Genomic DNA, 20542 nt, shown 5'->3' with positions numbered 1-20542 from the left:
GACCCGGAAAAGGAGCACGCCATGTGGCGCATGCCCGCAGAAACCGCCCCGCACGAACGCACCTGGATGGCGTTCCCTCGCGAAGGGATCACCCTCGGCGACGATGCCGAGGGCCGCGAGGAGGGCTACCGCGCGTGGACCGACGTCGCTCACGCGGTCGAGGAGTTCGAGCCGGTGACCATGATGGTCGACCCCACCGAGATGACCCGCGCCCGGCGCATGCTCGCCTCGACGGTCGAGATCATCGAGGCCCCCATCGACGAGTTCTGGATGCGCGACATGGGCCCCACTTTCGTGGTCGATTCCGAACGGCCTGGAGTCCTCGGCGCGGTCGACTGGATCTTCAATGGTTGGGGAGCGCCCCACTGGGCCGAGTGGCAGAAGTCGGCCGACATCGCCCGCCTGGTCGCTGAGCACAGGGGCATCGAGCGCATCGACTCCCTCCTCGTGGCCGAAGGCGGTGGTCTCCACGTCGACGGCACCGGGACCGTTCTGCTCACCGAGACGGTGCAGCTCGACCCGCGCCGCAACCCCTTCGCCGACCGTCGCCGCGTCGACACGGAGATGGCCCGCACCATCGGGGCAACCGACGCGATCTGGCTCTCGCGGGGCCTGACCCGCGATTACGAAGACCTCGGCACCAAGGGCCACGTCGACATGGTCGCCACCTTCGCCACGCCGGAGCACGTCCTCCTGCACGAGCAGACCGACCCCGGCCACCCCGACTACGAGGTGTCGCGGCTTATCCGCGCCGAGCTCGAGTCCGCTTTCGCCGCCCGCGGCCGGGAGGTGACCATCACCGGCATCCCCGCTCCCACGGCGCTCCGCGACGACGGAGGCTGGCTGGACTGGAGCTACATCAACCACCTCGTCACCAACGACGGCGTCGTGCTGTGCGGCTTCGGTGATGAGGCCGCTGACGCACGTGCCCGGGAGATGATCGCCGACGCCTACCCCGGTCGCCGCGTCGTGACGATCGACGCCCGCCCGATCTTCGACCGCGGGGGCGGGATCCACTGCATCACTCAGCAGCAGCCCCGCGTTCCTCGTTGATGGAGTTGGCTCCGTCGACGATGAGCAGCTGTCCCGTGATGTAGGACGCGCTGCGACCGGCGAGGAACGCCACGGCGGCCGCGACCTCCACCGGCGTCCCCGAACGCCCCACGGGGGTCGCCGCCCCCATCGCGATCTCGTGCTCGCTGGAGGACGACGTGGCGATCCATCCGGGCGCGACGGCGTTGACGGTGATCCCGGCGGCGGCGACATCGACCGCGGCCCCCCTGGTCAGCCCGAGCATCCCGGCCTTGGCGGCGTGGTAGGCGACGTCACCGGAGTACGCCATGACCGCTCCGGAGAGGGACGACACGTTCACGACGCGGCCGTATCCGGCAGCTCTCATGGCGGGCACCACGGCCCGCGTCATCCGCAGCGCGGTGGTGAGGTTGCGCTCCAGGGACATGGCCCACTGGTCGATGGTGATGTCGTCGATCGCGGCGGGGGAGTCGGCCGTGGACACCGAGGTCATGCCGGCGTTGTTGACGAGGACGGTCGGCTCGCCGAACGCGCGGCGCGCGGCGTCGAGCACCGCATCCACCCCGAGCTGCCCCGTCAGGTCGGCCGCCACCCCGTGGGCGTCGACGCCGGCCCTCCTCAGGTCGGCGACGCGCTCCTGGATGCGCTCGGTCGTCGAGGTGACGACCACGCGCATGCCGGCGCGTCCGAGCAGGAGTGCCGTCGCGGCGCCGATCCCCTCGGCGCTTCCCGCTCCGGTCACGATGGCGATGTCGCTTGAGTCAGTCATGGGTTCTCTCTCTTCACGTGGGGGCGGGGCTGCGAGGTGCGCGGGCGGTCGTCAGCCGGTGGACTCGGTCGAAGCGTCGTCGCGCGCCTCCAGCATGAGGAACTGCGTACCCTTCCGAGGCCGGAGGTACAGGGCGTCGTAGACGTAGCCGGCGACGACGATTCCCGCCGCGACACCGAGGCTGGCCCACTGAGCGGAGTCGAAGAGGCCGATCGGGGCCTCGCCCAGGGCGGGGGTGACAGGGGTCTGGGACATGTGCGGCTTTCTTCTCGACGGGGCGCGATAATGTCTTTGACATCAGCGTCAAAGAATTAGGAGAGACAGTGGCACGGCGCGCCGGTACTGTCAACAGGTGGCTCGTCAACGTGATCAGGCGGCGCGGCGGAACGCCCTCATCGAGGCGACCTACGCCGCTGGACTCGAACGCGGTTTGCGCTCGCTCTCGCTGACCGACGTCGCCAAGCAGGCGGGCCTGACCCGTGGCGCCGTCCTGTACTACTACGAGGATCTCGACTCGCTCCTGGTCGAGGCCCACGCTGCCGGAGTCACCCGCTTCTGCGACGAGCGCGATGCGCGCGTCGCAGCCGAGTCGGATCCGCGGGCCAAGCTCGACGTCGCGTTCCGCTCCGGCCTGCCGTCCGGCCCTGACGACGCGCTGATGCGGCTGCTCCTCGAACTCGACATCCTCGCCGGCAGCTCCGACCTGCACGAGGAACTGATGCAGGAGCTCAACCGCCGGCAGGTCGCGACGTACCTGAGCATCGTGACGACCGGCATCGAGGACGGCGCGTTCACTCCCGCCCTCGGATCGGAACTCGTCGCCCAGACCTTCGTCGCCCTCGAAGACGGTTACGGGATCCACATCGTCGCCGACCGCGTCACCACGCACGAGGAGGCACTGCGGGCGATGACCGCGGTCGCCGCGCAGCTCGGATGCCCCACCGGGTGACAGCCGCATGGACCGCGCCGCCGGTTGTCGAAGCGGGAGCGGATGTGTTTCACTCTCCACCGCATGCGGGGAAGCTCCGGGACGGCATCGCCCCGCCCCTCGCCTGCTCCGGCCCGCGCCGGCACGACGACGTGACGAGAGGCCTCCGATGTCGACACGAGTGTCCGAAGACCCGAGATCCGACGAGGTGGCGGAGGGGACCGCGCTCCGGCTGAGCTCTCTCGCCCGGGTCGAGGGCGCCCACCTGGTCGCGGGCGACTGCCCGGGGACGTGGCCGCCGCAGGATCTCGCGGCGCGCCACGAGGGCCGGTCCGTCGCATGACGTACATCCGCATCCTGCCCAAGAACGAGACATCCCAGGCGCGGATGACCGAGGCCCGCGACGCCGTCATGGACCTGCTGTTCGCCGCGGCGAAGGAGATCCTGCAGATCCCCGACAACGACATCATCGTGGAGTTGAACCGGAGCACCACGATCTCGTTCAACCGGTCGGCCGTGCAGGCGGCCGTCGCGCCCGACGTCGTCCTCACCTTCGCAACCAGCGATCACCACCTCCGGCCCCTCTTCCCGGCCCTCTGCGACCGGGTGGTGAGCGATTGGAACGACCTGTTCGAGGACGTCGGACTCGAAGTGTGGGTGAGCCTGATCGACGCGTCGGGCACCACCATCGAGGTGTGATGCGCGCCGACCTCCCTCCACAGCCGATTACCCGTGAGGAAAGTGTGAGGATCCGCCCGTTCCGGGCTCCGGAGCGGCTCACGGCGAGTAGAAACGTCCAGTGACCTCTTCCGTTGTCCGGGGCGACTCCGACGCCCTCGAACCCTCCCCTCTCTCCTCCGCGCGCGCGGGCGGGGTGAAGGCGTGGCTGCTCGAGGGTCTGCGCGACGACTCCGGAGCCCACCCCGGCCCGCACGCGGCGACGGCCAAGACGCACTCCTGGTGGCGCGTGATGTGCCTCACGGGCGTCGACTACTTCTCCACCCTCGGCTACCAGCCGGCGATCGCGGCGCTCGCCGCGGGCCTGGTCTCGCCGCTCGCGACGATCGTCCTGGTGGTGCTGACGCTCCTGGGCGCGCTCCCCGTGTACCGCCGCGTCGCCCGCGAGAGCTTCCGCGGCGAGGGGTCCATCGCGATGCTGGAGCGCCTGCTGCCCTGGTGGGGCGGCAAGCTCTTCGTGCTCGTGCTGCTGGGCTTCGCGGCCACCGACTTCATGATCACGATCACCCTCTCGGCGGCCGACGCGACGGCGCACGCGGTCGAGAACCCGTTCGCCCCGGCGTGGTTCCACGGGGCGGAGGTGCCGCTCACGCTGGGCCTGATCGCTCTGCTGGGGATCGTGTTCCTCCGCGGCTTCCGCGAGGCGATCTCGATCGCGGTCGTGCTCGTGGCCGTGTTCCTCCTGCTCAACGCGATCGTGATCGCCGTGGCGATCGGGCACGTGGCCGAGAACCCCGTCGTCATCGGCGACTGGTGGTCGGCGCTCACGACGCAGCACGGGAATCCGCTGATCATGGTCGGCATCGCCCTGATCGTGTTCCCCAAACTCGCACTCGGGCTCTCGGGCTTCGAGACCGGAGTCGCGGTCATGCCGCAGATCCGCGGCGACGCGGGCGACACCGAGGACGCTCCGGTCGGCCGTATCCGCGGAGCGAAACGGCTGCTGATCACCGCCGCCGTCACCATGTCGGCGTTCCTCATCACCTCGAGCTTCGTGACCACGCTGCTCATCCCGCAGGCGCAGTTCCAGCCCGGCGGCGAGGCCAACGGCCGCGCCCTGGCCTACCTCGCGCACGAGTACCTGGGCGAGGGCTTCGGCACCGTCTACGACATTGCGACGATCTGCATCCTGTGGTTCGCGGGCGCCTCCGCTCTGGCCGGCCTGCTCAACATCGTGCCGCGCTACCTGCCCCGCTACGGCATGGCACCGCAGTGGGCCGGGGCCGTGCGTCCGCTCGTCCTCGTCTTCACGGTCATCGCCTTCGTCATCACGATCCTCTTCCGCGCCGACGTCGACGCCCAGGGCGGGGCCTACGCGACCGGCGTGCTCGTGCTGATCACCTCCGCGTCCGTCGCCGTGTTCCTCTCGGCCAAGCGCAAGAACCAGCGCAAGCGAGCGGTGGGCTTCGCGGTGATCGCTCTCGTCTTCGTCTATACGACGGTGGTCAACGTGGTGGAGCGGCCCGACGGCGTGCGGATCGCGGCGGTGTTCATCGTCGGCATCCTGGCGGTCTCGCTCGTCTCGCGCGTGCACCGCTCCTTCCAGCTGCGCGCCACCTCCGTGGTGTTCGACGCCGCCGCGATCGACTTCCTCAGCACGGACGCCGACGACTACGGCGTGATCCGCATCCTCGCCAACGAACCCGACGACGGATCCGAGGCGGAGTACCGCGACAAGCTGGCGGAGGAGCAGCGCGACAGCAACCTGCCGATGCGCGGCCCGGTGCTGTTCCTGGAGGTGCACACGACGGACTCCTCCGACTTCGAGGAGGACCTGATCGTGCAGGGGCGCGTCTGCCACGGCTTTCGCGTGCTCACGGTGACCAGTGGCAACATCCCGAACACCATCGCCACCGTGCTGCTCGAGATCCGCGACCTGACCGGCGTCATCCCCGACGTCTACTTCGAGTGGACCGAGGGCGGCCCCCTCTCGAACATGTTCCGCTTTCTCATCACGGGCACCGGCGAGGTCGCCCCCGTCACCCGCGAGGTCCTGCGCCGCGCCGAGGCGCGCCGCGACCGCCGCCCGGGCGTGCACGTGGGCTGAGGTGGTGCCGTCGAGGGCAGCAAGTGCTGTAACGAGAGCGAAGAGATCGGACCGATGACCAAGGGTCATGCGACGATCACTTTGTAGGTCAGCAGTAGTGGGAACGTCCCACTGCGGGGTCCGCCCTCGAAGCTGTCGTCGGCACCAGTTACTCCCCTACCTTGAGGGAATGGTGACCTCTCGGATAGTTCAACTCCGCTTGGGCGCGTTCAAGTCGTTCCGGGGGAGCGTGCTTCCTTTGGGTGGCACGACACTCCTCACTGGCCGAAACAGCTCCGGGAAATCTAATGCCCTCGACGGGCTCGAGGTTCTTGCTCGTCTGGCCGAGGGCGAGGACCTCGTCGATGCCCTTGACGGTCGCAGGCGCGAGGGTGGGGCGGTCCGCGGTGGGTCTGTCGGTTGTGCGCCTCACGGGACCAACAGCTTTGAGCTGGGCTGTTCGGTCGAGTTGGGCTCCGATCGCTACGATTACGACCTGGAGATCGAAGTAAGGCCCGACTTGCGCATCATTTCGGAGCGCCTGCAGGGACCCGGCGTGGCGGTCAGTAGCGGAAAGATCTCGTTCGGTCCCCTCGTCGAAACGAAGAGTGCACTCAGCGCCGGTACTGGCATCGAAGCGGAGCTTCACAACGGTAAGCGAGGCAAGAATCCTCCACACAAGTTTCGCGATAGCCGTCTCATCATCAGTCAGATCCCGTTGGCGTTGAGTGGAAGTGACGTTGCAGAGCAGTCGGTGTTGAAGGGTTCAGACGCTGTATTAGTCGCCCTTCGGGGGGGGCTTCCACTTCGACCCAGTTCCTCATCTCATGCGGGACTTCGTTTCTGGGCGCGATGTCGACCTCCGGCGAACCGGCGAGAACTTGTCGGCCGCTCTTCAGAATCTCGAAAGAACTGATCGGGGGGCCTTTGAGGAGATCACCGATTTAGTCAGCAGGATTGCCGACGATCGAGTTCAAGGTATTTCTTTTGTCTCGTCGGATCTTGGCGACGTGATGTTGGCTTTGGAGGAGGTCCGTGGGTCCTCGGGTGGGATGGCTGAGCGGACGCCTGCGCGACAGATGAGTGACGGGTTGTTGCGATTCATTGGCATTGCAACTGCTTTACTCTCGTCTCAACATGGTCTCGATGTGGACAACGCGGTAGGCGCGCGTCCGGACCAGAGTGACGAAGGTTCGATCGGCGGGGTTCTCATTGTCCTCGAAGAGTTGGAGAATGGACTACATCCCTCTCAGTTGACTCGCCTCACCGATCTGCCGGGCTACGCAACCGCGCTGGCCGAAGGGACGCTGGGGGTTGCTGTCACAGCCGGAAAGCTCATCGACTCGCCTTCTTCAAGAAGCCGGGCGAGGGGACGTATACTCTCAGTGTGCATGGGTACATCGTCAACGACAAGCCCGCTGGTTTGGGGAAGCGTCCCTACCTTGTAGGGGCGACCGCTCAATGGGCAATCTTCCAACATAATATGACCGACATTAGCATAATGAGTTGAATCGGCAGGAGGGGCAGTGGTGAAGGTCTATCTTCGCTTTTGCGGACTCGGTGCCGTGACTGTCGTTGTCGTCTTCGTCCTTGCGCCTTCTATTGGAGGCGTGCTCGCTTTCGGATATGTTTTCTATGTCCTCATCGCGGGAATTCTGCTCGTGCTGGTTCAACTGTCGCTTCGCCGCCAGGGTCATCAACTGATCGCACGTCTTTCGCTCTGGATGCCGATGCTCTCGTGGGTCGTCTTAGTGATCGCATACACATGGCTGGATGCTCGTGACAGTGAAACGTTGGATCTCGCGCGAGTGCCGGGATTTGCGCAAATGTTTGCCATCTGGCCGGCGCTTCACCTTCTGGCCCTGATCTCGGTGTGGGGTCGACGGCGACATCGTGCCCGACAGCGGCAAGACCCATGAGATCAGTCGAGGGGATGGTGTCGCTAAGAGGTCGGGTGCTCCGGGAAGTGGGATGACCGCGTACTCGTTCCCACGAAGAAGTGGAGGACCGCGAAGAGTACGGTGTGCGACGCTCCTCGGGCGATGCTCCTCGTCATGGGGTAGACGACGATGCTCAGCATGAAGAGCGTCTTCGCCTTCCGCGTTCGTCGTCGCCGCTCGCGGTAGCGGCTGAGTATTCGTCACCGAGGCTGGCGGGCCGGATGCGGGCCGGAAAGGGACGGGAGGTGCTCTCCACCTCGGTTACAGACACCGTTGTCGCCGCCTAGCGTGGAGGCATGATCGACGCGACGCCCGCGGGCACCCCCACCTACGTCCTCAGTGAGGGACCGATCTGGGATCCGGACACCGCCCGCCTCACCTGGGTCGACATCGAGGCGGGTGCCGTCCTCTCTGCGCCCGTCACCGCCGAGGGGATCGGAGCTATCTCGCGCACCGACGTCGGCGAGCAGGTCGGCTGCGCACTGCCGCTGGGCGACGGGCGGACGCTCATCGCGCTGACCCGGCGACTCGCGATCCTGGAGGTCGACGGCTCGCTCACTCGCGGCTCCGAGCTGCTGCCCGAGGGGCACCGCTTCAACGACGGCACGATCGACCCGCAGGGCCGCCTCCTCGTCGGCTCGCTGACCCTCGGCGAGTCGGCCGGCGACGACGTCCTGCTGCGGATCGAGCACGACGGATCCGTGACGGTACTCGACGAGGACCTGCGGCTCTCGAACGGCCTCGGCTTCTCACCCGACGGCTCCGTGCTGTACTCGGCCGACACCGAGTCCGGCGTCATCCACCGCCGCTCCTACGCGGGCGGCGAGCACGGCGCGCGCGAGCCGTTCGTCGCAGTGGAAAAGGGTGTGTTCGCCGACGGGCTGACTGTCGACGCGGAGGGCCGCGTCTGGGTGGCGGTCTGGGGCGGCAGCGGCGTGCGGGTTTTCGAGGCAGACGGTCGGCCGGTCGAGGGCGAGGGCATCAGGATCGACGCGCCGCACTCCTCCAGCATCGCCTTCGCGGGCGAGGACCTGGACGTGGCGGTCGTCACCTCCGCGTCGCGCGACCTCTCGGCGGACGAGCGGGCGCGTCATCCGTTCGCCGGCGGCCTGTGGATCGCGCGGCCCGGCGCCCGCGGTCGCGTCGCCACGCGCTGGGTGGAGGGTCCACTGCCCTAGGGCTGATTGCTCGAGCGGGCCGTCGCCCCACCAGTCGGCTGCCCCAGGAGTGCTCAGGCCGATCCGCGCGTCAGACGGCGGGCGTCGTCGGCTCGCTCGGCTCCGACGCCGGCTGCGGCACCAGCGTCAGCCTCGAGATGCGGTAGCGGTCGGTTTCGGCCACCCGGAGCAGGTGGTCGCCGACGACGACCGAGTCGCCCACCACGGCGACGCGGCCGATCCGGTCGAGGACGAATCCGCCGACCGTCTCGTACGGGCCCTCCGGCAGCTCGATGCCCAACTGTTCCGCGAGGTCCTCGAGGATCATCCCGCCGTCGACGTCGTGCAGCTGCTCGGCGGCCTTCGCGTCGACCGCCTGGCGGGCGCCGTCGTACTCGTCGTAGATCTCGCCGACGAGCTCCTCGAGCAGGTCCTCCAGCGTGATGATGCCGTCGGTTCCGCCGTACTCGTCGATCACGACGGCGATCTGGTGCCCGTCCTGGCGCATGGTGCGCAGGGCGGAGAGCACCTTCGTGGTGCCAGGGACGGCGAGGATCGGACGGGTGATCTCGGCGACGCTGCTCGCGGTACCGGCGCGGCCCGCCTCCGGGAACGCGGACATCAGGTCGCGCACGTGCACGAAGCCGAGCACGTCGTCGAAGTCGTCGCCGACGACCGGGTAGCGCGAGTGCGGCTGGTCAAGGACCGCAGCGTAGCCCTCGGCCACGCTGAGGCCGCCGCGGAGGACGTCGACGTCCGGGCGGGGGCGCATCACTTCGGCCACGCGGCGGTCGTCGGCGCGGAAAATGTCGGTGAGAAGGCGGCGGTTGTCCTCGTGGATCTCGGTGTTGCTCGAGATCATGTCGCGCACCTCGTCGGCCGAGACGCTCGCGCCCTTCTCGCGCGGGTCCGCGCCGAGCAGGCGGACGACGGCGTCGGTGGAGACGGACAGCAGCCAGATGACGGGGCGCATCAGGCGGGCGAGGGTGTTCAGCGCAGGGGCGAGAGCGCGGGTGAACGCGACCGACTTCTGCATCGCAAGGCGCTTGGGGACCAGCTCGCCCAGCACCAGCGACAGGTAGGCGATGACGAGGGTCATCAGGATGAGCGCGACGGTGGACGCGGCGCCGGCGGAGAGGCCGAGTGATTCCAGCGGCGGGACGAGGTCGGGCGCGATGGTCGAGGCGCCGTACGCCGAGGAGAAGAAGCCGGCGAGTGTGACGCCGATCTGCACGGCAGAGAGGAAGGTGTTGGGGTTGCGGACGAGCTCGGCGATCCTCCGCCCGCGCTCGCTGCCGGCCTCGATCGCGCGGACCTGGCTCTCGCGGAGGCTGACGATGGCCATCTCGGTGCCCGCGAAGACGCCTCCGAGCAGGACGAACAGCACAACGAGGCCGATGTTGAGGAGGGTGTCGAGATCCACGCCGACCAGAGTAGGGACGTCAGCCGTGAGAACGCCTCGTGGACTCTCAGGAAGCGCGGCGCTCCCGGGGAATCGACTGCGCAGATGTCGCGGTACTCGCGCTCGATTCCTCCGCCGTCCGGAAAGCCGAGAGGAGAGCCCGTCCGTGCTCAGGACACGTCGGCCGGGCGGACGCCGATCGTCAGCAGGAGGTTCGCGTAGATGCGGCGGTCGCCGGTCGCGATCGTGAGGGCGACATCCGGCGTACGGGCCGCCGCGTAGAACGCGCGGCGTTCGAGCGAGGTGAAGGGGACGCCGTCGAGCGCGCGGCGGAAGCCGTCCTGTGCCGGGACATCGATGCCGGCCGCGGGGGTCATCACGGTCGCCTCCTCCACGACGATCGCGCTCAGCAGGGCCTCGAGTACCTGATCGACCGTGAGCAGGTCGGGGCGGAGGTTGAGGTGCACGAGCTCGGCGTTCGCGCCGAGGGTCGTGCCCGCCGGGTAGTTGCCGTCGGCGAGGAGGATCTGCGAGCCGTGGCCGGCGCGGGCGACGGCGTGCAGGATCCCGGGGTGGAGGAGGGTCGTGGTCAGCAAGAGGAGCTCCTAGAGGTGGTGGAGGTGGGCGGCGAGCAGGCGGTGGGCGACGCGGGCGGACAGCAGCACCCCGACGGTGCGGGAGCGCCGCGAGCGCCGGCCGCGGGCCCGGTGGCGCGGACGTCGAGCTCGGCCGCCGCCGCCGCCTCGATCGCCGCTCGGTTCTCGGGGCGCACCGGGAGTTTGTTGTCGTGCTTCGAGATCGTCGAGAGCGAGAGCCCGATCAGCCGCCGCAGGTCTCTGTCGTCGGCCACGTCAGAGGGTGGCACCGGGCGAGCCGTAGCCGCCCCAGCCCGGTATCGTGCCGTCGGCGTCCCACAGGTCGAGCCAGTCCGTGCTGCCTGGCCAGAGGAAGACCTGGCCCTTGATCAGCCGGTTATTGCGCTCGGCGCCGCGCAGCGCCTCCTGCTCGTGCTGCGTGAGCACCAGGGAGGCGGCGGCCAGGTTGGCCTCGATCTGCTCCGGTTTGACCGCGAAGGGAATCGGGATGTGGCCGCGGTTCACCGCCCAGGCGAGGCACACGACGGCCGGATGTAGTCCCCGCTCGTCGGCGATCGCCCGCACCGCGGGGTGGTCGATGTCGACGATGTCGTCCTCCATCCGGTCGCGTTCGGGCCGCGACGGCGAGCCCAGCGGCGAATAGCCGATCGGCTGGACGCCGTGGTCGAGGCAGTAGCGGAACAGCTCCGGCTGCTGGAAGCAGGGGTGCAGCTCCATCTCGTTCAGGTGCGGGGCGATGCGGACGTCGGCGAGGATCCGCTTGAGCTTGGGGATCGTGACGTTGGAGGTGCCGAGGTGTCGGACGAGGCCTCGGTCGACCAGGCTCTCGAGCGCGCGCCACGTCTCGAGGAACGCCTCGTGGACGTAGGGGCGGGCGAGCGGATCGCGCGCATCGGTCTCGGCCCGCGGCGGGTGGTGGTTGGGGAAGGGCCAGTGCACGAAGACGGCATCGAGGACGTCGAGGTGGAGGTCGGCGAGCGAGCGCTCGACGGAGGCGACGGCCGCCGCGGGCTCGTGCGCGTCGTTCCAGATCTTCGACATGACGAAGAGTTCGTCCCGGTCGACTCCGGAGTCGGCGATCGCCTGACCGACGCGCGGTTCGTTGCCGTAGACGGTGGCGCAGTCGAGCAGGCGGAAACCGGCGCGGAGGGAGTGCTCGACCGCCAGGCCTACGGTCTCGGCGTCGTAGCGGTCGGAGCCGAAGGTGCCGACGCCGATCACGGGGATGCGGCTGCCGCTCGCGAGGACGCGGTGGCTCGGCGGGGTGGGGGCCATGCGGGTCCTCCTGATGGGCGAAACGTTGCGCCTTACGCTAGGTGTAGAGAATCGGACCCGTCAACACTTGCGGGCAAAGCTGGCGCGTAACGTTTCGCCTCCCTGTGCGCGTCCGTGCTCGCCTCAGCGAAGCTCTCCTCGCCACTGTCCAGAAGTTGTCGCACTCGAGGTCGAGTGCGACAACTCTTGGACAGTGGCGACCGGCGTCGGGAGGGGCGGGCGACTTTCGGGCAGCGGGGACGACCGTGGGCGAGCACGCCTACCGCGCGCACCCGCGACCTAGGGTGAGGGCATGCATCCGCTCGACGCCCAGGACCCGCTCGCGCACTGCCCCGAGCTGTTCGTCCGCACCCCCGAGGTCCGCTCCTACCTCGACGGCAATTCGCTCGGCCGGCCCCTGCGCGCGAGCGTCGCCCGGCTCGCGCGGTTCGCGGAGGAGGAGTGGGGCGGCCGCCTCATCCGCGGCTGGGAGGAGGGCTGGCTCGAGATGCCGCTCGAGGTCGGCGACGCACTGGGCTCGGCGGCGTTGGGGGCGGCGGCCGGGCAGACGATCATCGCCGACTCCACGACGGTGCTGCTCTACAAGCTCGCCCGCGCGGCGCTCGCCCGCCAGGCGGAGCAGGGGCGCGACGAGATCGTCGTCGACACCGACAACTTCCCCACCGACCGCTATGTGCTCGAGGGCATCGCGGCCGAGACCGGCAGCACGCTCCGCTGGATCACCTCCGACTCCGAGAACGGCGTCCGCCCTGACGACCTCGCCCCCGTGCTCGGCGAGCGCACGGCGCTGGTTCTGCTCAGCCACGTCGCCTACCGCTCGGGCTTCCTCGCCGACGCCGCGGCGATCACCGCGCAGGCGCACGAGGCCGGCGCGCTCGTGCTCTGGGACGCCTCCCACTCCGTCGGCTCGGTGTCGCTGGAACTCGACGTCTGGGGCGCGGACCTCGCGGTCGGCTGCTCCTACAAGTACCTCAACGGAGGGCCGGGGGCGCCCGCGTGGGCGTATGTCGCCTCCCGGCACCAGGGCTCGCTCGCGCAGCCGGTGCAGGGCTGGATGGGCGTGGCCGACATGTTCGAGATGGGCCCCGGCTACCGGCCGGCCGAGGGGATGCGCCGCTTCCTCAGCGGGACGCCGCCGATCACAGGGATGCTCGCGATGCAGGACATGATCGCGCTGATCGCGTCGGTGGGCATGCCCGCGGTGCGCGCGAAGTCGGAGGCGATGACGGCGTACATGCTCGAGCTGGCCGACGCGTGGCTGGTGCCGCGCGGGGTGCGGGTGGCGACTCCGCGCGACCCTGCCCGGCGTGGCTCGCACGTGACGATCGCGCACGAGTCGTTCGCCACCCTGGTGCCGCGCCTGCAGGCCGAGGGGATCGTGCCGGACTTCCGGCGCCCCGACGGCATCCGGATCGGTCTGTCACCGCTCTCGACCACCTTCGCCGAGCTGGAGCTGGGACTCGCGGCCATCCGCGACTCGCTGGTGTGACGGCGCGGAGGGTCAGCGTGCGGCGGGTGTTCTCGTGCTGGAGCGCCTCGATGGGCCCGGCCTCGGTCATCCGGGGGCGGACGGAGATGGTGAGGCGCTTGGCGAGGTCCAGCAGGTGCGCCCTGGTGGCGTTCGTGTCGACTCCGCCCGCTGTTTCGCCTCCGTGGCCGGAGGGGCCGCTCTCGACCTTGCGCTCCCAGTGGTCGCCGACCTTCTCGTACTCGTGCTGGTGCGCCGCGAACGCAGTGCGGTGCGCGCGCTCACCCTCGCCGTAGCTCTCAACGGCGGAGTCGTGCGCGGCCGACCAGAGCTTCTGTGCGTGCGCGTGCTCGTCTGGGCGCTCGATGGTCGACGGGATCTGATCCTCGCGGGGCACAGCGCCCTCTCCTCCCGTCGCTCCCCACGCTACGACCCGTCCCTCCGCCGTCCACCTCGTTGACGAGCCCCGCGAGATGCCGCTGAGGTGCGCCTTCTGCGGCGTGTCGCGTACCTAAGTGGCATCTCGCGGAGGGGGGCTCGGGAGGGGGGCTCAGCCGAGCAGGCGGGCGCGGAGGAAGTCGCTGGCGAAGCGGCCGGAGGGGTCCCATTCGGAGCGGAGGGCGCGCCACTCGTCGAGGCGCGGGTAGAGCGGGGCGATCTCATCCGCTGCGGCGAGGAAGTGCTTACCCCAGTGCGGGCGGGCGCCGAGCGGCAGCAGCGCCCCCTCGACGGCGGGGAGGACGGCGTCGACGCCGGCGCGGTCCTTCGCGAACGTGAAGTGCACGCCGACGCTGTCGCGGCCGCCGGCGGGGGAGAGCCACTGGTCGTCGCCTGCCATGGTGCGCAGCTCCGTGATCAGCAGCACGTCGTCGATCCGCTCGCCGATCGCGCGCAGCGCCACGATCGCCTCGCGGATGTTCGTGCGCGGCACCATGTACTCGCTCTGGATCTCGTCGCCCGCGCTCGGCTCGCGGTCGAGGCGGAAGTGCGGCAGACGCTCGGACCAGGGACCGACCGAGCCGCCGAACGGGTTGAGGTTGGAGTCGACGCCCTCGGAGACGGCGAACAGGCTCGCCGAAGCGGCGACGGCGCCCAGGTGGGTCGCGTCGACGTCGGCGACGGATCCTGCGGCCACCTTGGTCTTCAGCCACAGCTGCTCGACGGTCGGCGCCGACCAGTGCGTCATGAGGCTGACGCTGTAGGCGGAGGAGGTGATCGCGTCGAAGTCGTCGAGGACGCGGTCCCAGGGCAGGTCGACGAAGGCGTCCTGGCGGACGTCGAAGGTCGGCTGGACGTCGAGGGTCACCCGGGTGACGATGCCGAAGGCGCCGAGGCCGACCACGACTCCCTCGAAGCCGGGCTCGCCCCGGCGGATCGTGCGCAGCGAGCCGTCGGCGGTGACGAGTTCGAGGGCCGAGACGGCGGAGGAGAGGTTCGCGTTGCGGTCTCCTGAGCCGTGGGTGCCGGTCGCGATAGCGCCGGCGACCGAGATATGCGGGAGCGAGCCCATGTTGTGCAGGGCGTAGCCGTTGCTGTGCAGGTGCGCGGCGACGACCCCGTAGCGGGTGGCACCGCCGACGGTGACGGTGCTCGCCTCGGCGTCGATCACGGGGTCGGAGGCGAGGCGCCCCAGGTGCAGCAGGGCGCCGGGGGTGTCGGGCAGGGAGTTGAAGGAGTGCCGGCTGCCGAGGGCGCGGACGCGCTCGTTCTCGCGGACGAGACGCTGCACCTCCTCGACGGATTCCGGCTCAATGATGGCGGCGGCGCGGTACTCGTAGGTGCCGGCCCAGTTGCTCCGTGAGGTCATGCGTCCATTCTGCCGGGTCCGCGCGCCTTTTGTTGTTGCTTACAACGAATCGGATGTCCTGCCGGTCGGGACCCGCCGGAGGATGCGCTGGGAACCGACGCGCGTCGGGTGCTCGCGTCCGGGCCTCGCGTCGGGTGCGCGCGTCCGGGCCGATGCCGGAGAGCGCCGATCAGCCCCATTCGACGCTGTGCCTCTCCTCCACAGAGCGGTCTCGGGAGAGTTGTCTCAAGCCCCTCGGACCGGCCGACTCAATGTCGGTGGTCCCTGCTTCACTACAGGTATGACGAATTCGGACGAGGTGACCAAGACGCTCGGCGCGGTTCGAGGGCTCACCGAATTCGCGGCGGGGCTCGCCCGCTCGGCGGCTCCCGTGCTGCTCGCGAGTGCCGTTGCGCTCCTCACTGCCTACCGAGCGTCGCTCCTCGTCCCCGAGTCGTTCGCGGCGGGGAGTCGTCTCTCCCGCAGTGAAGCGGCCGGTCTCGCGGAGCGGTCAATCCGAGCCGAACTCGCGACGGCGCTCGGGCTGTCGGAGCGCGCGGCGGCACGCCGACTCGAGCACGCGCAGCTGCTCGTCGACGACCTCCCCTGCACCCGCGCCGCACTGGCGGAGGCTCGGATCCTCTGGGAGGCAGGCGAGGTGATCTGCGCCGCCGCCGCGATCCTGCCCTCCGTCTCCCGCGCTGCACTCGACGAGCGAGCGGCCGCGGCGGCGACCACTCAGACGCCCACCCAGCTCCGCCGGACCGTGGCGCGGCTGCGCGACGAGCTGCACGAGGAGCCCTTCATCGAGCGCCATGCTCGCGCCCGAGAGGACCGCAGCGTGTGGGTCGGCGCCGACATCGACGGGATGGCCACACTCTCCGCTCTGCTGCCCGCCCCCGTCGCGATCGGCGCCTACAACCGGCTCGACCGAATCGCCCGCTCGCTCCGCGACAGCGCGGTCGCACACGTGGGTGCGTCCGGGTTCGGTCCGGGCGCCGGCGCAGCGTCCACGTCCGGCGCGTCCGCCAAGGATGGCTTTCGCGGGGACGGCTCCATCGGTGACGGCTCTCGGGGTGACGGCTCCGCGGGTGACGGCTCTCGGGGTGACGGCTCTCCGGGTGACAGCTCTCCCGGTGACGGCTTTCGCAGTGATGGCCGCACGCTCGCGCAGCTGCGGGCCGATGCGCTGGCCGATCTGCTCACCGATGGTGAGGTCACCGCGACCGGACCGGGCGGCGAAGGCGAGGGCGGAGCTTCTGCGTTCGTGAGCGGAGTGCGGGCGGAGGTGCGCGTCACTCTGGCCGCGAGCACCGCGGTCGGGCTCGACGACGCGCCCGCCGACCTCGACGGGTTCGGACTCGTTCCTGCCGATGTCGCGCGGGAACTCGTGCGCCACGGCGCCTCATTCACCCGGGTCTTGACCGATCCGGACACGGGCGCGGTCACCTCGGTCGGCAGGACCCATCGTCTCCCGACCCCGCGGATGCGCCTCCACCTTCAGTTGCGGGACCAGACCTGCCGGTTCCCCGGCTGCACCCGCCCGGCCTCGACCGCCGAGGCCGACCACACCGTCGAGTGGCGCAACGGAGGTGAGACCGCTCTCAGCAACCTGGCCTCGCTCTGCGTCGCCCACCACCACGTCCGCCACGGGGATCGCTGGACCTACGTCCTCCATCCCGACGGCACCGCCGACTGGACAACCCCCACCGGCCGCCGGATCACCGATCACCCGTCGGCGCTTCCCGGCCGCGCAGGACTGTTCCCACCGCGCGCGTCCCCATCGCGCCCATCAGCACCGCGCCCATCCGCACCGCGCGCGTCGCCACCGCACGCGTCCGCACCACTCCTGTCCGTACTGCGCTCGCCACCGCCAAAACCGAGCTTCGTCGACGCCGCGGCGCCGTTCTGACCCGTGGAGCCGCGCGGTCCGGCCGCGAGTGATGGACGGTGCCGCCGCGTCGCAGGTCCCGCAGGACTGCAGGCGGCGCCGGGCTACTAGTGGGCGCTCGACCTCGGAACGACGAGACCGAGCGAGCCAGCTCTACCGACCCCCTGTCATCGAGTTCGACGCCGCCCGGATCGGCGACGATGTGCCCGGCCGCGCTCAGCGGATGCCCTTGCGGCGGGACGGGCGCTGGCGCGGGGTCTTGCGGGCGGTAGCCGCGGCGATCGCGGTGGAGGGAGGTGGAGGGAGGTGATGGTGGAGGAGGACAGCGGGCTCCTCGTCGACGAGGCTGCGCGTGCGGCGCGTGCGCCACTGCAGCTAGGTGAGGGCGAGGGAGACCAGCAGGATGACGTCGAGCGCGACGCCGTAGCCCTGCTCGCGCACTGGGAAGCCATTGCGGTACGCGGAGGTCTCGAGCACCGAGGTTGACAAACCTGTACCGCTATACCGCTGTACCGCTATATCGCTGTACTGCCTCCGCCGACGAATGCCTCCTCGAGCTGGTCCTGCGTCGCGACCGAGATCGTCGCGGCCTGCTCGACGAATACGGGCATCAGTGGCGTGGTGGCGGCAGAGCCTCTCACGCGCGCGGGAGCGTCACGCGGAAGCGCGCGCCCACCGGACCCGCCTGCGCCACGAGGTCGCCGCCGAGCGCCCGAGCCAGCCCGCGCGCGATCGGCAGGCCCAGGCCCGAGCCGCCGTCGGCCCGGTTACGGGCGTCGTCGAGGCGGACGAGGCGGTCGAAGACGCGCTCGCGGTCGGCTTCGGCGATGCCGGGGCCGTCGTCGTCGACGGTGATCGAGACGGAGTCGGGCGCGGCCTCGACGGCCACGTCGATCCGGGCGCGGGCGAAGCGGGCGCCGTTCTCGAGGAGGTTCCCGAGCACTTGACCGAGCCGGTCGGCGTCGGCGCTGACCAGCGGCAGTTCGGCGGGCCGGTGCAGCTCGATCGCGAGGTCCGGGCGGCGCAGCTCCTGGAGCTCGATCGCGGCCTCGGCGACGCCGGCGGGGTCCAGCGGCCGCGCCTTGACGGCCAGGCCCTCGTCGAGCCGCGCCATCAGCAGCATGTCCTGGATCAGGCGGCCCGCGCGCAGCGACTCCCGTACGACGTGCACCGACAGGCGCTCGCGCTCCTGCTCCCCGCCGTCGGCCCGCACGAGCGCGTCGGCCGCGGCCTGGATGCCGGTGACCGGCGTCCGCAGCTCGTGCGCGGCATCCGAGACGAAGGCGCGCATCCGCTGCTCGGCTTCACGAGCCGTCGCTTCGGCGGCGAGGGCACTGCGCTCGGCCTGTTCGAGATCGTCCAGCATCTCGTCGAACGCAGTCGCGGTGCGGCCTAGCTCGGTGCGCGGCCGGGAGGGGCGCAGGCGCCGCCCGCGGTCGCCGTGCGCGATGTCACGGGCCACCTCGGTCATCCTTTCGAGGGGGCGGAGGGTCGCGCGAACGACGACGATCAGCGCGAGTGCGGCGAGCACCAGGAACACGGCCGACGCGGCCAGCAAAATCCCGTTCAGCTGCGCAAGGGTGCTGCCCACCGAGCCGGCCTCGCTGGTGAGCGCGAGGCGCGTGCCGTCGCTGAGGGTCGACTCGAGGGTGATCAGCTCGTCGTCGGCGCTCACGCTGCTGGAGACGACGGTGACGGCGGCGGCTCGCGGGCGTGCGGTGTCGGAGGGGGAGCCCGGGCCGGGCGGCGAGGGCGGCTCGACGAGCGGATCGGCGGCGCCGGGGCGGAGCCGCAGCTCCTCCGGGCTGGGGCCGGCGACGACGTCCTCGCCCTCGGGGCTCGTGATCCGCACCGAGACGCCCTGCGCCGAGAGCCGGGAGGCGAGCGTATCGTCGGGGATCGAGCCGACCAGCGCAGCCGCGGCGGAGGCACGGTCCTGCAGCCGCTCCTCGATCTGGTCGCGCAGGCGCTCGCCGAGCACAGCCTGCACGGTCGCTGAGAGCGCCAGCAGCAGCACGGCCAGCAGAGCGAGCACGGCCAGCACGGTACGCAGGCGGAGTGAGCCCGTGCGCAGGGAGCCTGGCTCGGCGCGGCTCACGCTTCCACCCGGTAGCCGAGGCCGCGAACGGTGTGCACGAGCCGGTCGCCGTGCGCCTCCATCTTCTTGCGCAGCGAGCTGAGATGCACCTCGACGAGGTTCGGATCGACGTGGTCGTACCCCCACACCTGCGTGAGGATCTGCGTCTTGGTGAGGGTGCGGCCGCGGTTACCGGCGAGGAAGGCGAGCAGTCGGAACTCGGTGGCGGTGAGGTCGAGGGTGACGCCGCCTCGGCGGGCGCGACCCGACTCCGGATCCACGACGAGATCGCCGATCTCGATGACGGAGGGGATGCGGCCTCGACGGCGGAGCACGGCGCTCACCCGTTTGACGAGCTCGGCGAGCACGAACGGCTTCACGACGTAATCGTCCACGCCCTCGTCGAAGCCGCGAAGACGGTCGTCGACGGCGTCGCGGGCGGTGAGCATGATCACGGCCGCGTCGCTGCTGCGTCGGATCCGCTCGGCGAGCGCGATGCCGCTCGGGCCGGGGAGCATCCAGTCGAGGATCACCAGGTCGGGAGCGAAGGTGGTCAACTCGCGGGCGAGGTCCTCTCCGGAGACGAGTCCGCGGACCGCGAAGCGCTCGCTCCGCAGCGCGGCCTCGACGGAGGAGCGGATGGCGTCGTCGTCCTCGATGAGGAGCACGCGGGCGGAGGAGGACATGCGCTCGAACCTAGGGGCAGCGGATCGGGGCGCACCAGGCGTGTGCTGTGGAGGGCCTGTTCTTCAGTGCTGCTTCAGATTCGCCTTCGAGTCTGACAAGGAACCGGCCGCAACCGATCCCGAACGGGGTCGGCACCGGGCCGGAGCGAGGAGACAGCCATGACCGAGTCGACCACCCCCGCCGAGAAGGGCTCGAGCTTCGGGCCGCGCCGTACCAAGAAGCGCGCACTGGGCATCGGCATCATCGCCGCCGGCGCCCTCGGACTCGTCGCGTTCGGCTCGACCGCGGCTTTCGCCGCGCCGCCGTCGAGCCCGCCGACCGCCGCTCCTGCTGAGGGCACGGCGCCTGGCCTGCCGGAGCCTGGCCTGCCGGAGCCTGGCCTGCCCGGGCCTGGACTGCCGGAGCTTGGCCAGTGCGGCCCTGCCGGACCCGGTGCCGCGGCGCTGCCGACGCCGCCCGCGGACGGCTCGGCCCCGACGCCTCCGGCTGACGCGCCTGCGCCGCCGGCCGACGCGCCTGCGCCTCCGGCCGACGCGCCTGCGCCGCCTGCGCCTCCGGCCGACGGTGCCCTGCCCACGCCGCCCGCTGCCGTTGACGGCACGGCGCCGACCCCACCCGCCCCCGGCGAGTGCGGTCCCGCCGGACCCCCCGCTCCGCCGGCTCCGGCTGACGGCCTCACGCCCTCGGCACCCTCCGCGCCCTCGGCTCCCTCGGAGAGCACCACACCCGACACCGAGGACGCCCCCACCGGCAGCTGACCCCGTCGAGAA

The 20542-nt window shown here is 70.4% G+C and carries 19 protein-coding genes and 1 pseudogene; 11 read left to right on the top strand and 9 right to left on the bottom strand.

The window, feature by feature from the left end; all coding sequences use genetic code 11:
• Positions 1 to 30 precede the first annotated feature (30 nt).
• On the top strand, positions 31 to 1053 hold the full coding sequence (locus A6122_RS13420; RefSeq protein WP_084416211.1) for an agmatine deiminase family protein: 1023 nt from the start codon (positions 31 to 33) through the stop codon (positions 1051 to 1053).
• Here A6122_RS13420 and A6122_RS13415 read toward each other — a convergent pair.
• Together A6122_RS13415 and A6122_RS13410 are read right to left on the bottom strand one after the other, a co-directional pair.
• Positions 1022 to 1801, bottom strand: a complete 780-nt coding sequence (locus tag A6122_RS13415) for an SDR family NAD(P)-dependent oxidoreductase (protein WP_068255875.1) — start codon at positions 1799 to 1801, stop codon at positions 1022 to 1024. The two genes, A6122_RS13420 and A6122_RS13415, sit on opposite strands and share 32 nt — an antisense overlap.
• Before the next feature lie 51 nt (positions 1802 to 1852).
• Positions 1853 to 2056 (bottom strand): hypothetical protein, encoded by a 204-nt coding sequence (locus A6122_RS13410; RefSeq protein ID WP_068255874.1) that lies wholly within the window; start codon positions 2054 to 2056, stop codon positions 1853 to 1855.
• A gap of 97 nt (positions 2057 to 2153) precedes the next feature.
• On the opposite strand from A6122_RS13410, the gene A6122_RS13405 reads away from it, so the two are divergent.
• The 7 genes from A6122_RS13405 (at position 2154) to A6122_RS13385 (ending at position 8611) form a co-directional block, all read left to right on the top strand.
• Complete coding sequence (locus A6122_RS13405) at positions 2154 to 2750, top strand: TetR/AcrR family transcriptional regulator (protein ID WP_068255873.1); 597 nt, start codon at positions 2154 to 2156, stop codon at positions 2748 to 2750.
• A gap of 318 nt (positions 2751 to 3068) precedes the next feature.
• A complete protein-coding gene (locus A6122_RS13400; protein ID WP_068255872.1) occupies positions 3069 to 3428 on the top strand; it encodes a hypothetical protein in 360 nt (119 codons plus the stop codon).
• 271 nt (positions 3429 to 3699) lie between these two features.
• Positions 3700 to 5514, top strand: a complete 1815-nt coding sequence (locus A6122_RS13395) for an amino acid permease (RefSeq protein ID WP_237358289.1) — start codon at positions 3700 to 3702, stop codon at positions 5512 to 5514.
• Positions 5515 to 5581: 67 nt separating this feature from the next.
• The gene (locus A6122_RS17770) at positions 5582 to 6409 is read left to right on the top strand and encodes an AAA family ATPase (RefSeq protein ID WP_146085021.1); all 828 of its coding nucleotides are present in this window, start codon (positions 5582 to 5584) and stop codon (positions 6407 to 6409) included.
• Positions 6321 to 6941, top strand: a complete 621-nt coding sequence (locus A6122_RS16090) for an AAA family ATPase (RefSeq protein ID WP_084416072.1) — start codon at positions 6321 to 6323, stop codon at positions 6939 to 6941. Before A6122_RS17770 ends, A6122_RS16090 begins: the two co-directional genes overlap by 89 nt.
• Positions 6942 to 7019: 78 nt before the next feature.
• Positions 7020 to 7412, top strand: a complete 393-nt coding sequence (locus tag A6122_RS16740) for a hypothetical protein (protein ID WP_146085020.1) — start codon at positions 7020 to 7022, stop codon at positions 7410 to 7412.
• A gap of 317 nt (positions 7413 to 7729) precedes the next feature.
• The gene (locus A6122_RS13385; protein WP_068255866.1) at positions 7730 to 8611 is read left to right on the top strand and encodes an SMP-30/gluconolactonase/LRE family protein; all 882 of its coding nucleotides are present in this window, start codon (positions 7730 to 7732) and stop codon (positions 8609 to 8611) included.
• A 70-nt stretch (positions 8612 to 8681) separates the two neighbouring features.
• On the opposite strand, the gene A6122_RS13380 is transcribed toward A6122_RS13385, so the two are convergent.
• The 3 genes from A6122_RS13380 to A6122_RS13365 all read right to left on the bottom strand — a co-directional run bounded on the left by A6122_RS13380 (position 8682) and on the right by A6122_RS13365 (position 11863).
• Positions 8682 to 10013: a hemolysin family protein gene (locus A6122_RS13380; RefSeq protein ID WP_068255859.1), complete on the bottom strand. Its 1332-nt coding sequence runs from the start codon at positions 10011 to 10013 to the stop codon at positions 8682 to 8684.
• Between the two features lie 149 nt (positions 10014 to 10162).
• Entirely contained in the window at positions 10163 to 10588 is a 426-nt protein-coding gene (locus tag A6122_RS13375) for an RbsD/FucU family protein (protein ID WP_068255855.1), read from the bottom strand.
• Between the two features lie 255 nt (positions 10589 to 10843).
• A complete protein-coding gene (locus tag A6122_RS13365) occupies positions 10844 to 11863 on the bottom strand; it encodes an aldo/keto reductase (RefSeq protein WP_068255851.1) in 1020 nt (339 codons plus the stop codon).
• Between the two features lie 292 nt (positions 11864 to 12155).
• Between A6122_RS13365 and A6122_RS16735 the strand changes: the two genes are divergently transcribed.
• Complete coding sequence (locus tag A6122_RS16735) at positions 12156 to 13352, top strand: kynureninase (RefSeq protein ID WP_068255849.1); 1197 nt, start codon at positions 12156 to 12158, stop codon at positions 13350 to 13352.
• Positions 13353 to 13599: 247 nt separating this feature from the next.
• Here the strand turns inward: A6122_RS16735 and A6122_RS17600 are convergent.
• Together A6122_RS17600 and A6122_RS13350 are read right to left on the bottom strand one after the other, a co-directional pair.
• Positions 13600 to 13728: pseudogene (locus A6122_RS17600) on the bottom strand (ChaB family protein); the annotation flags it as partial.
• A 153-nt stretch (positions 13729 to 13881) separates the two neighbouring features.
• Positions 13882 to 15138, bottom strand: a complete 1257-nt coding sequence (locus A6122_RS13350) for a D-arabinono-1,4-lactone oxidase (RefSeq protein WP_068255845.1) — start codon at positions 15136 to 15138, stop codon at positions 13882 to 13884.
• A 280-nt stretch (positions 15139 to 15418) separates the two neighbouring features.
• Between A6122_RS13350 and A6122_RS13345 the strand changes: the two genes are divergently transcribed.
• Positions 15419 to 17029: an HNH endonuclease signature motif containing protein gene (locus A6122_RS13345; RefSeq protein ID WP_068255842.1), complete on the top strand. Its 1611-nt coding sequence runs from the start codon at positions 15419 to 15421 to the stop codon at positions 17027 to 17029.
• 616 nt (positions 17030 to 17645) lie between these two features.
• Here A6122_RS13345 and A6122_RS13335 read toward each other — a convergent pair.
• Both A6122_RS13335 and A6122_RS13330 read right to left on the bottom strand, forming a co-directional pair.
• The gene (locus tag A6122_RS13335; RefSeq protein WP_068255838.1) at positions 17646 to 19106 is read right to left on the bottom strand and encodes a sensor histidine kinase; all 1461 of its coding nucleotides are present in this window, start codon (positions 19104 to 19106) and stop codon (positions 17646 to 17648) included.
• The gene (locus A6122_RS13330) at positions 19103 to 19771 is read right to left on the bottom strand and encodes a response regulator transcription factor (RefSeq protein ID WP_068255837.1); all 669 of its coding nucleotides are present in this window, start codon (positions 19769 to 19771) and stop codon (positions 19103 to 19105) included. The genes A6122_RS13335 and A6122_RS13330 overlap by 4 nt, the downstream gene beginning before the upstream one ends.
• A gap of 159 nt (positions 19772 to 19930) precedes the next feature.
• Here A6122_RS13330 and A6122_RS17505 point away from each other — a divergent pair, with 159 nt between their 5' ends.
• On the top strand, positions 19931 to 20530 hold the full coding sequence (locus A6122_RS17505) for a hypothetical protein (RefSeq protein WP_068255831.1): 600 nt from the start codon (positions 19931 to 19933) through the stop codon (positions 20528 to 20530).
• Positions 20531 to 20542 lie beyond the last annotated feature (12 nt).

The sequence above is a fragment of the Rathayibacter tritici genome, from assembly GCF_001641005.1.
In the GTDB taxonomy this organism is placed as follows: domain Bacteria; phylum Actinomycetota; class Actinomycetes; order Actinomycetales; family Microbacteriaceae; genus Rathayibacter; species Rathayibacter tritici.
This window is presented reverse-complemented; position numbering and strand designations above follow the sequence as displayed.

Bases quoted from the DNA above. Each gene is read 5' to 3' on its own strand.
- A6122_RS13420 (WP_084416211.1), top strand. From the start codon at position 31: ATGCCCGCAGAAACCGCCCCGCACGAACGCACCTGGATGGCGTTCCCT.
- A6122_RS13415 (WP_068255875.1), bottom strand. From the start codon at position 1,801: ATGACTGACTCAAGCGACATCGCCATCGTGACCGGAGCGGGAAGCGCC.
- A6122_RS13410 (WP_068255874.1), bottom strand. From the start codon at position 2,056: ATGTCCCAGACCCCTGTCACCCCCGCCCTGGGCGAGGCCCCGATCGGC.
- A6122_RS13400 (WP_068255872.1), top strand. From the start codon at position 3,069: ATGACGTACATCCGCATCCTGCCCAAGAACGAGACATCCCAGGCGCGG.
- A6122_RS13395 (WP_237358289.1), top strand. From the start codon at position 3,700: ATGTGCCTCACGGGCGTCGACTACTTCTCCACCCTCGGCTACCAGCCG.
- A6122_RS17770 (WP_146085021.1), top strand. From the start codon at position 5,582: ATGCGACGATCACTTTGTAGGTCAGCAGTAGTGGGAACGTCCCACTGC.
- A6122_RS16090 (WP_084416072.1), top strand. From the start codon at position 6,321: ATGCGGGACTTCGTTTCTGGGCGCGATGTCGACCTCCGGCGAACCGGC.
- A6122_RS13385 (WP_068255866.1), top strand. From the start codon at position 7,730: ATGATCGACGCGACGCCCGCGGGCACCCCCACCTACGTCCTCAGTGAG.
- A6122_RS13365 (WP_068255851.1), bottom strand. From the start codon at position 11,863: ATGGCCCCCACCCCGCCGAGCCACCGCGTCCTCGCGAGCGGCAGCCGC.
- A6122_RS16735 (WP_068255849.1), top strand. From the start codon at position 12,156: ATGCATCCGCTCGACGCCCAGGACCCGCTCGCGCACTGCCCCGAGCTG.
- A6122_RS13350 (WP_068255845.1), bottom strand. From the start codon at position 15,138: ATGACCTCACGGAGCAACTGGGCCGGCACCTACGAGTACCGCGCCGCC.
- A6122_RS13345 (WP_068255842.1), top strand. From the start codon at position 15,419: ATGACGAATTCGGACGAGGTGACCAAGACGCTCGGCGCGGTTCGAGGG.
- A6122_RS13330 (WP_068255837.1), bottom strand. From the start codon at position 19,771: ATGTCCTCCTCCGCCCGCGTGCTCCTCATCGAGGACGACGACGCCATC.
- A6122_RS17505 (WP_068255831.1), top strand. From the start codon at position 19,931: ATGACCGAGTCGACCACCCCCGCCGAGAAGGGCTCGAGCTTCGGGCCG.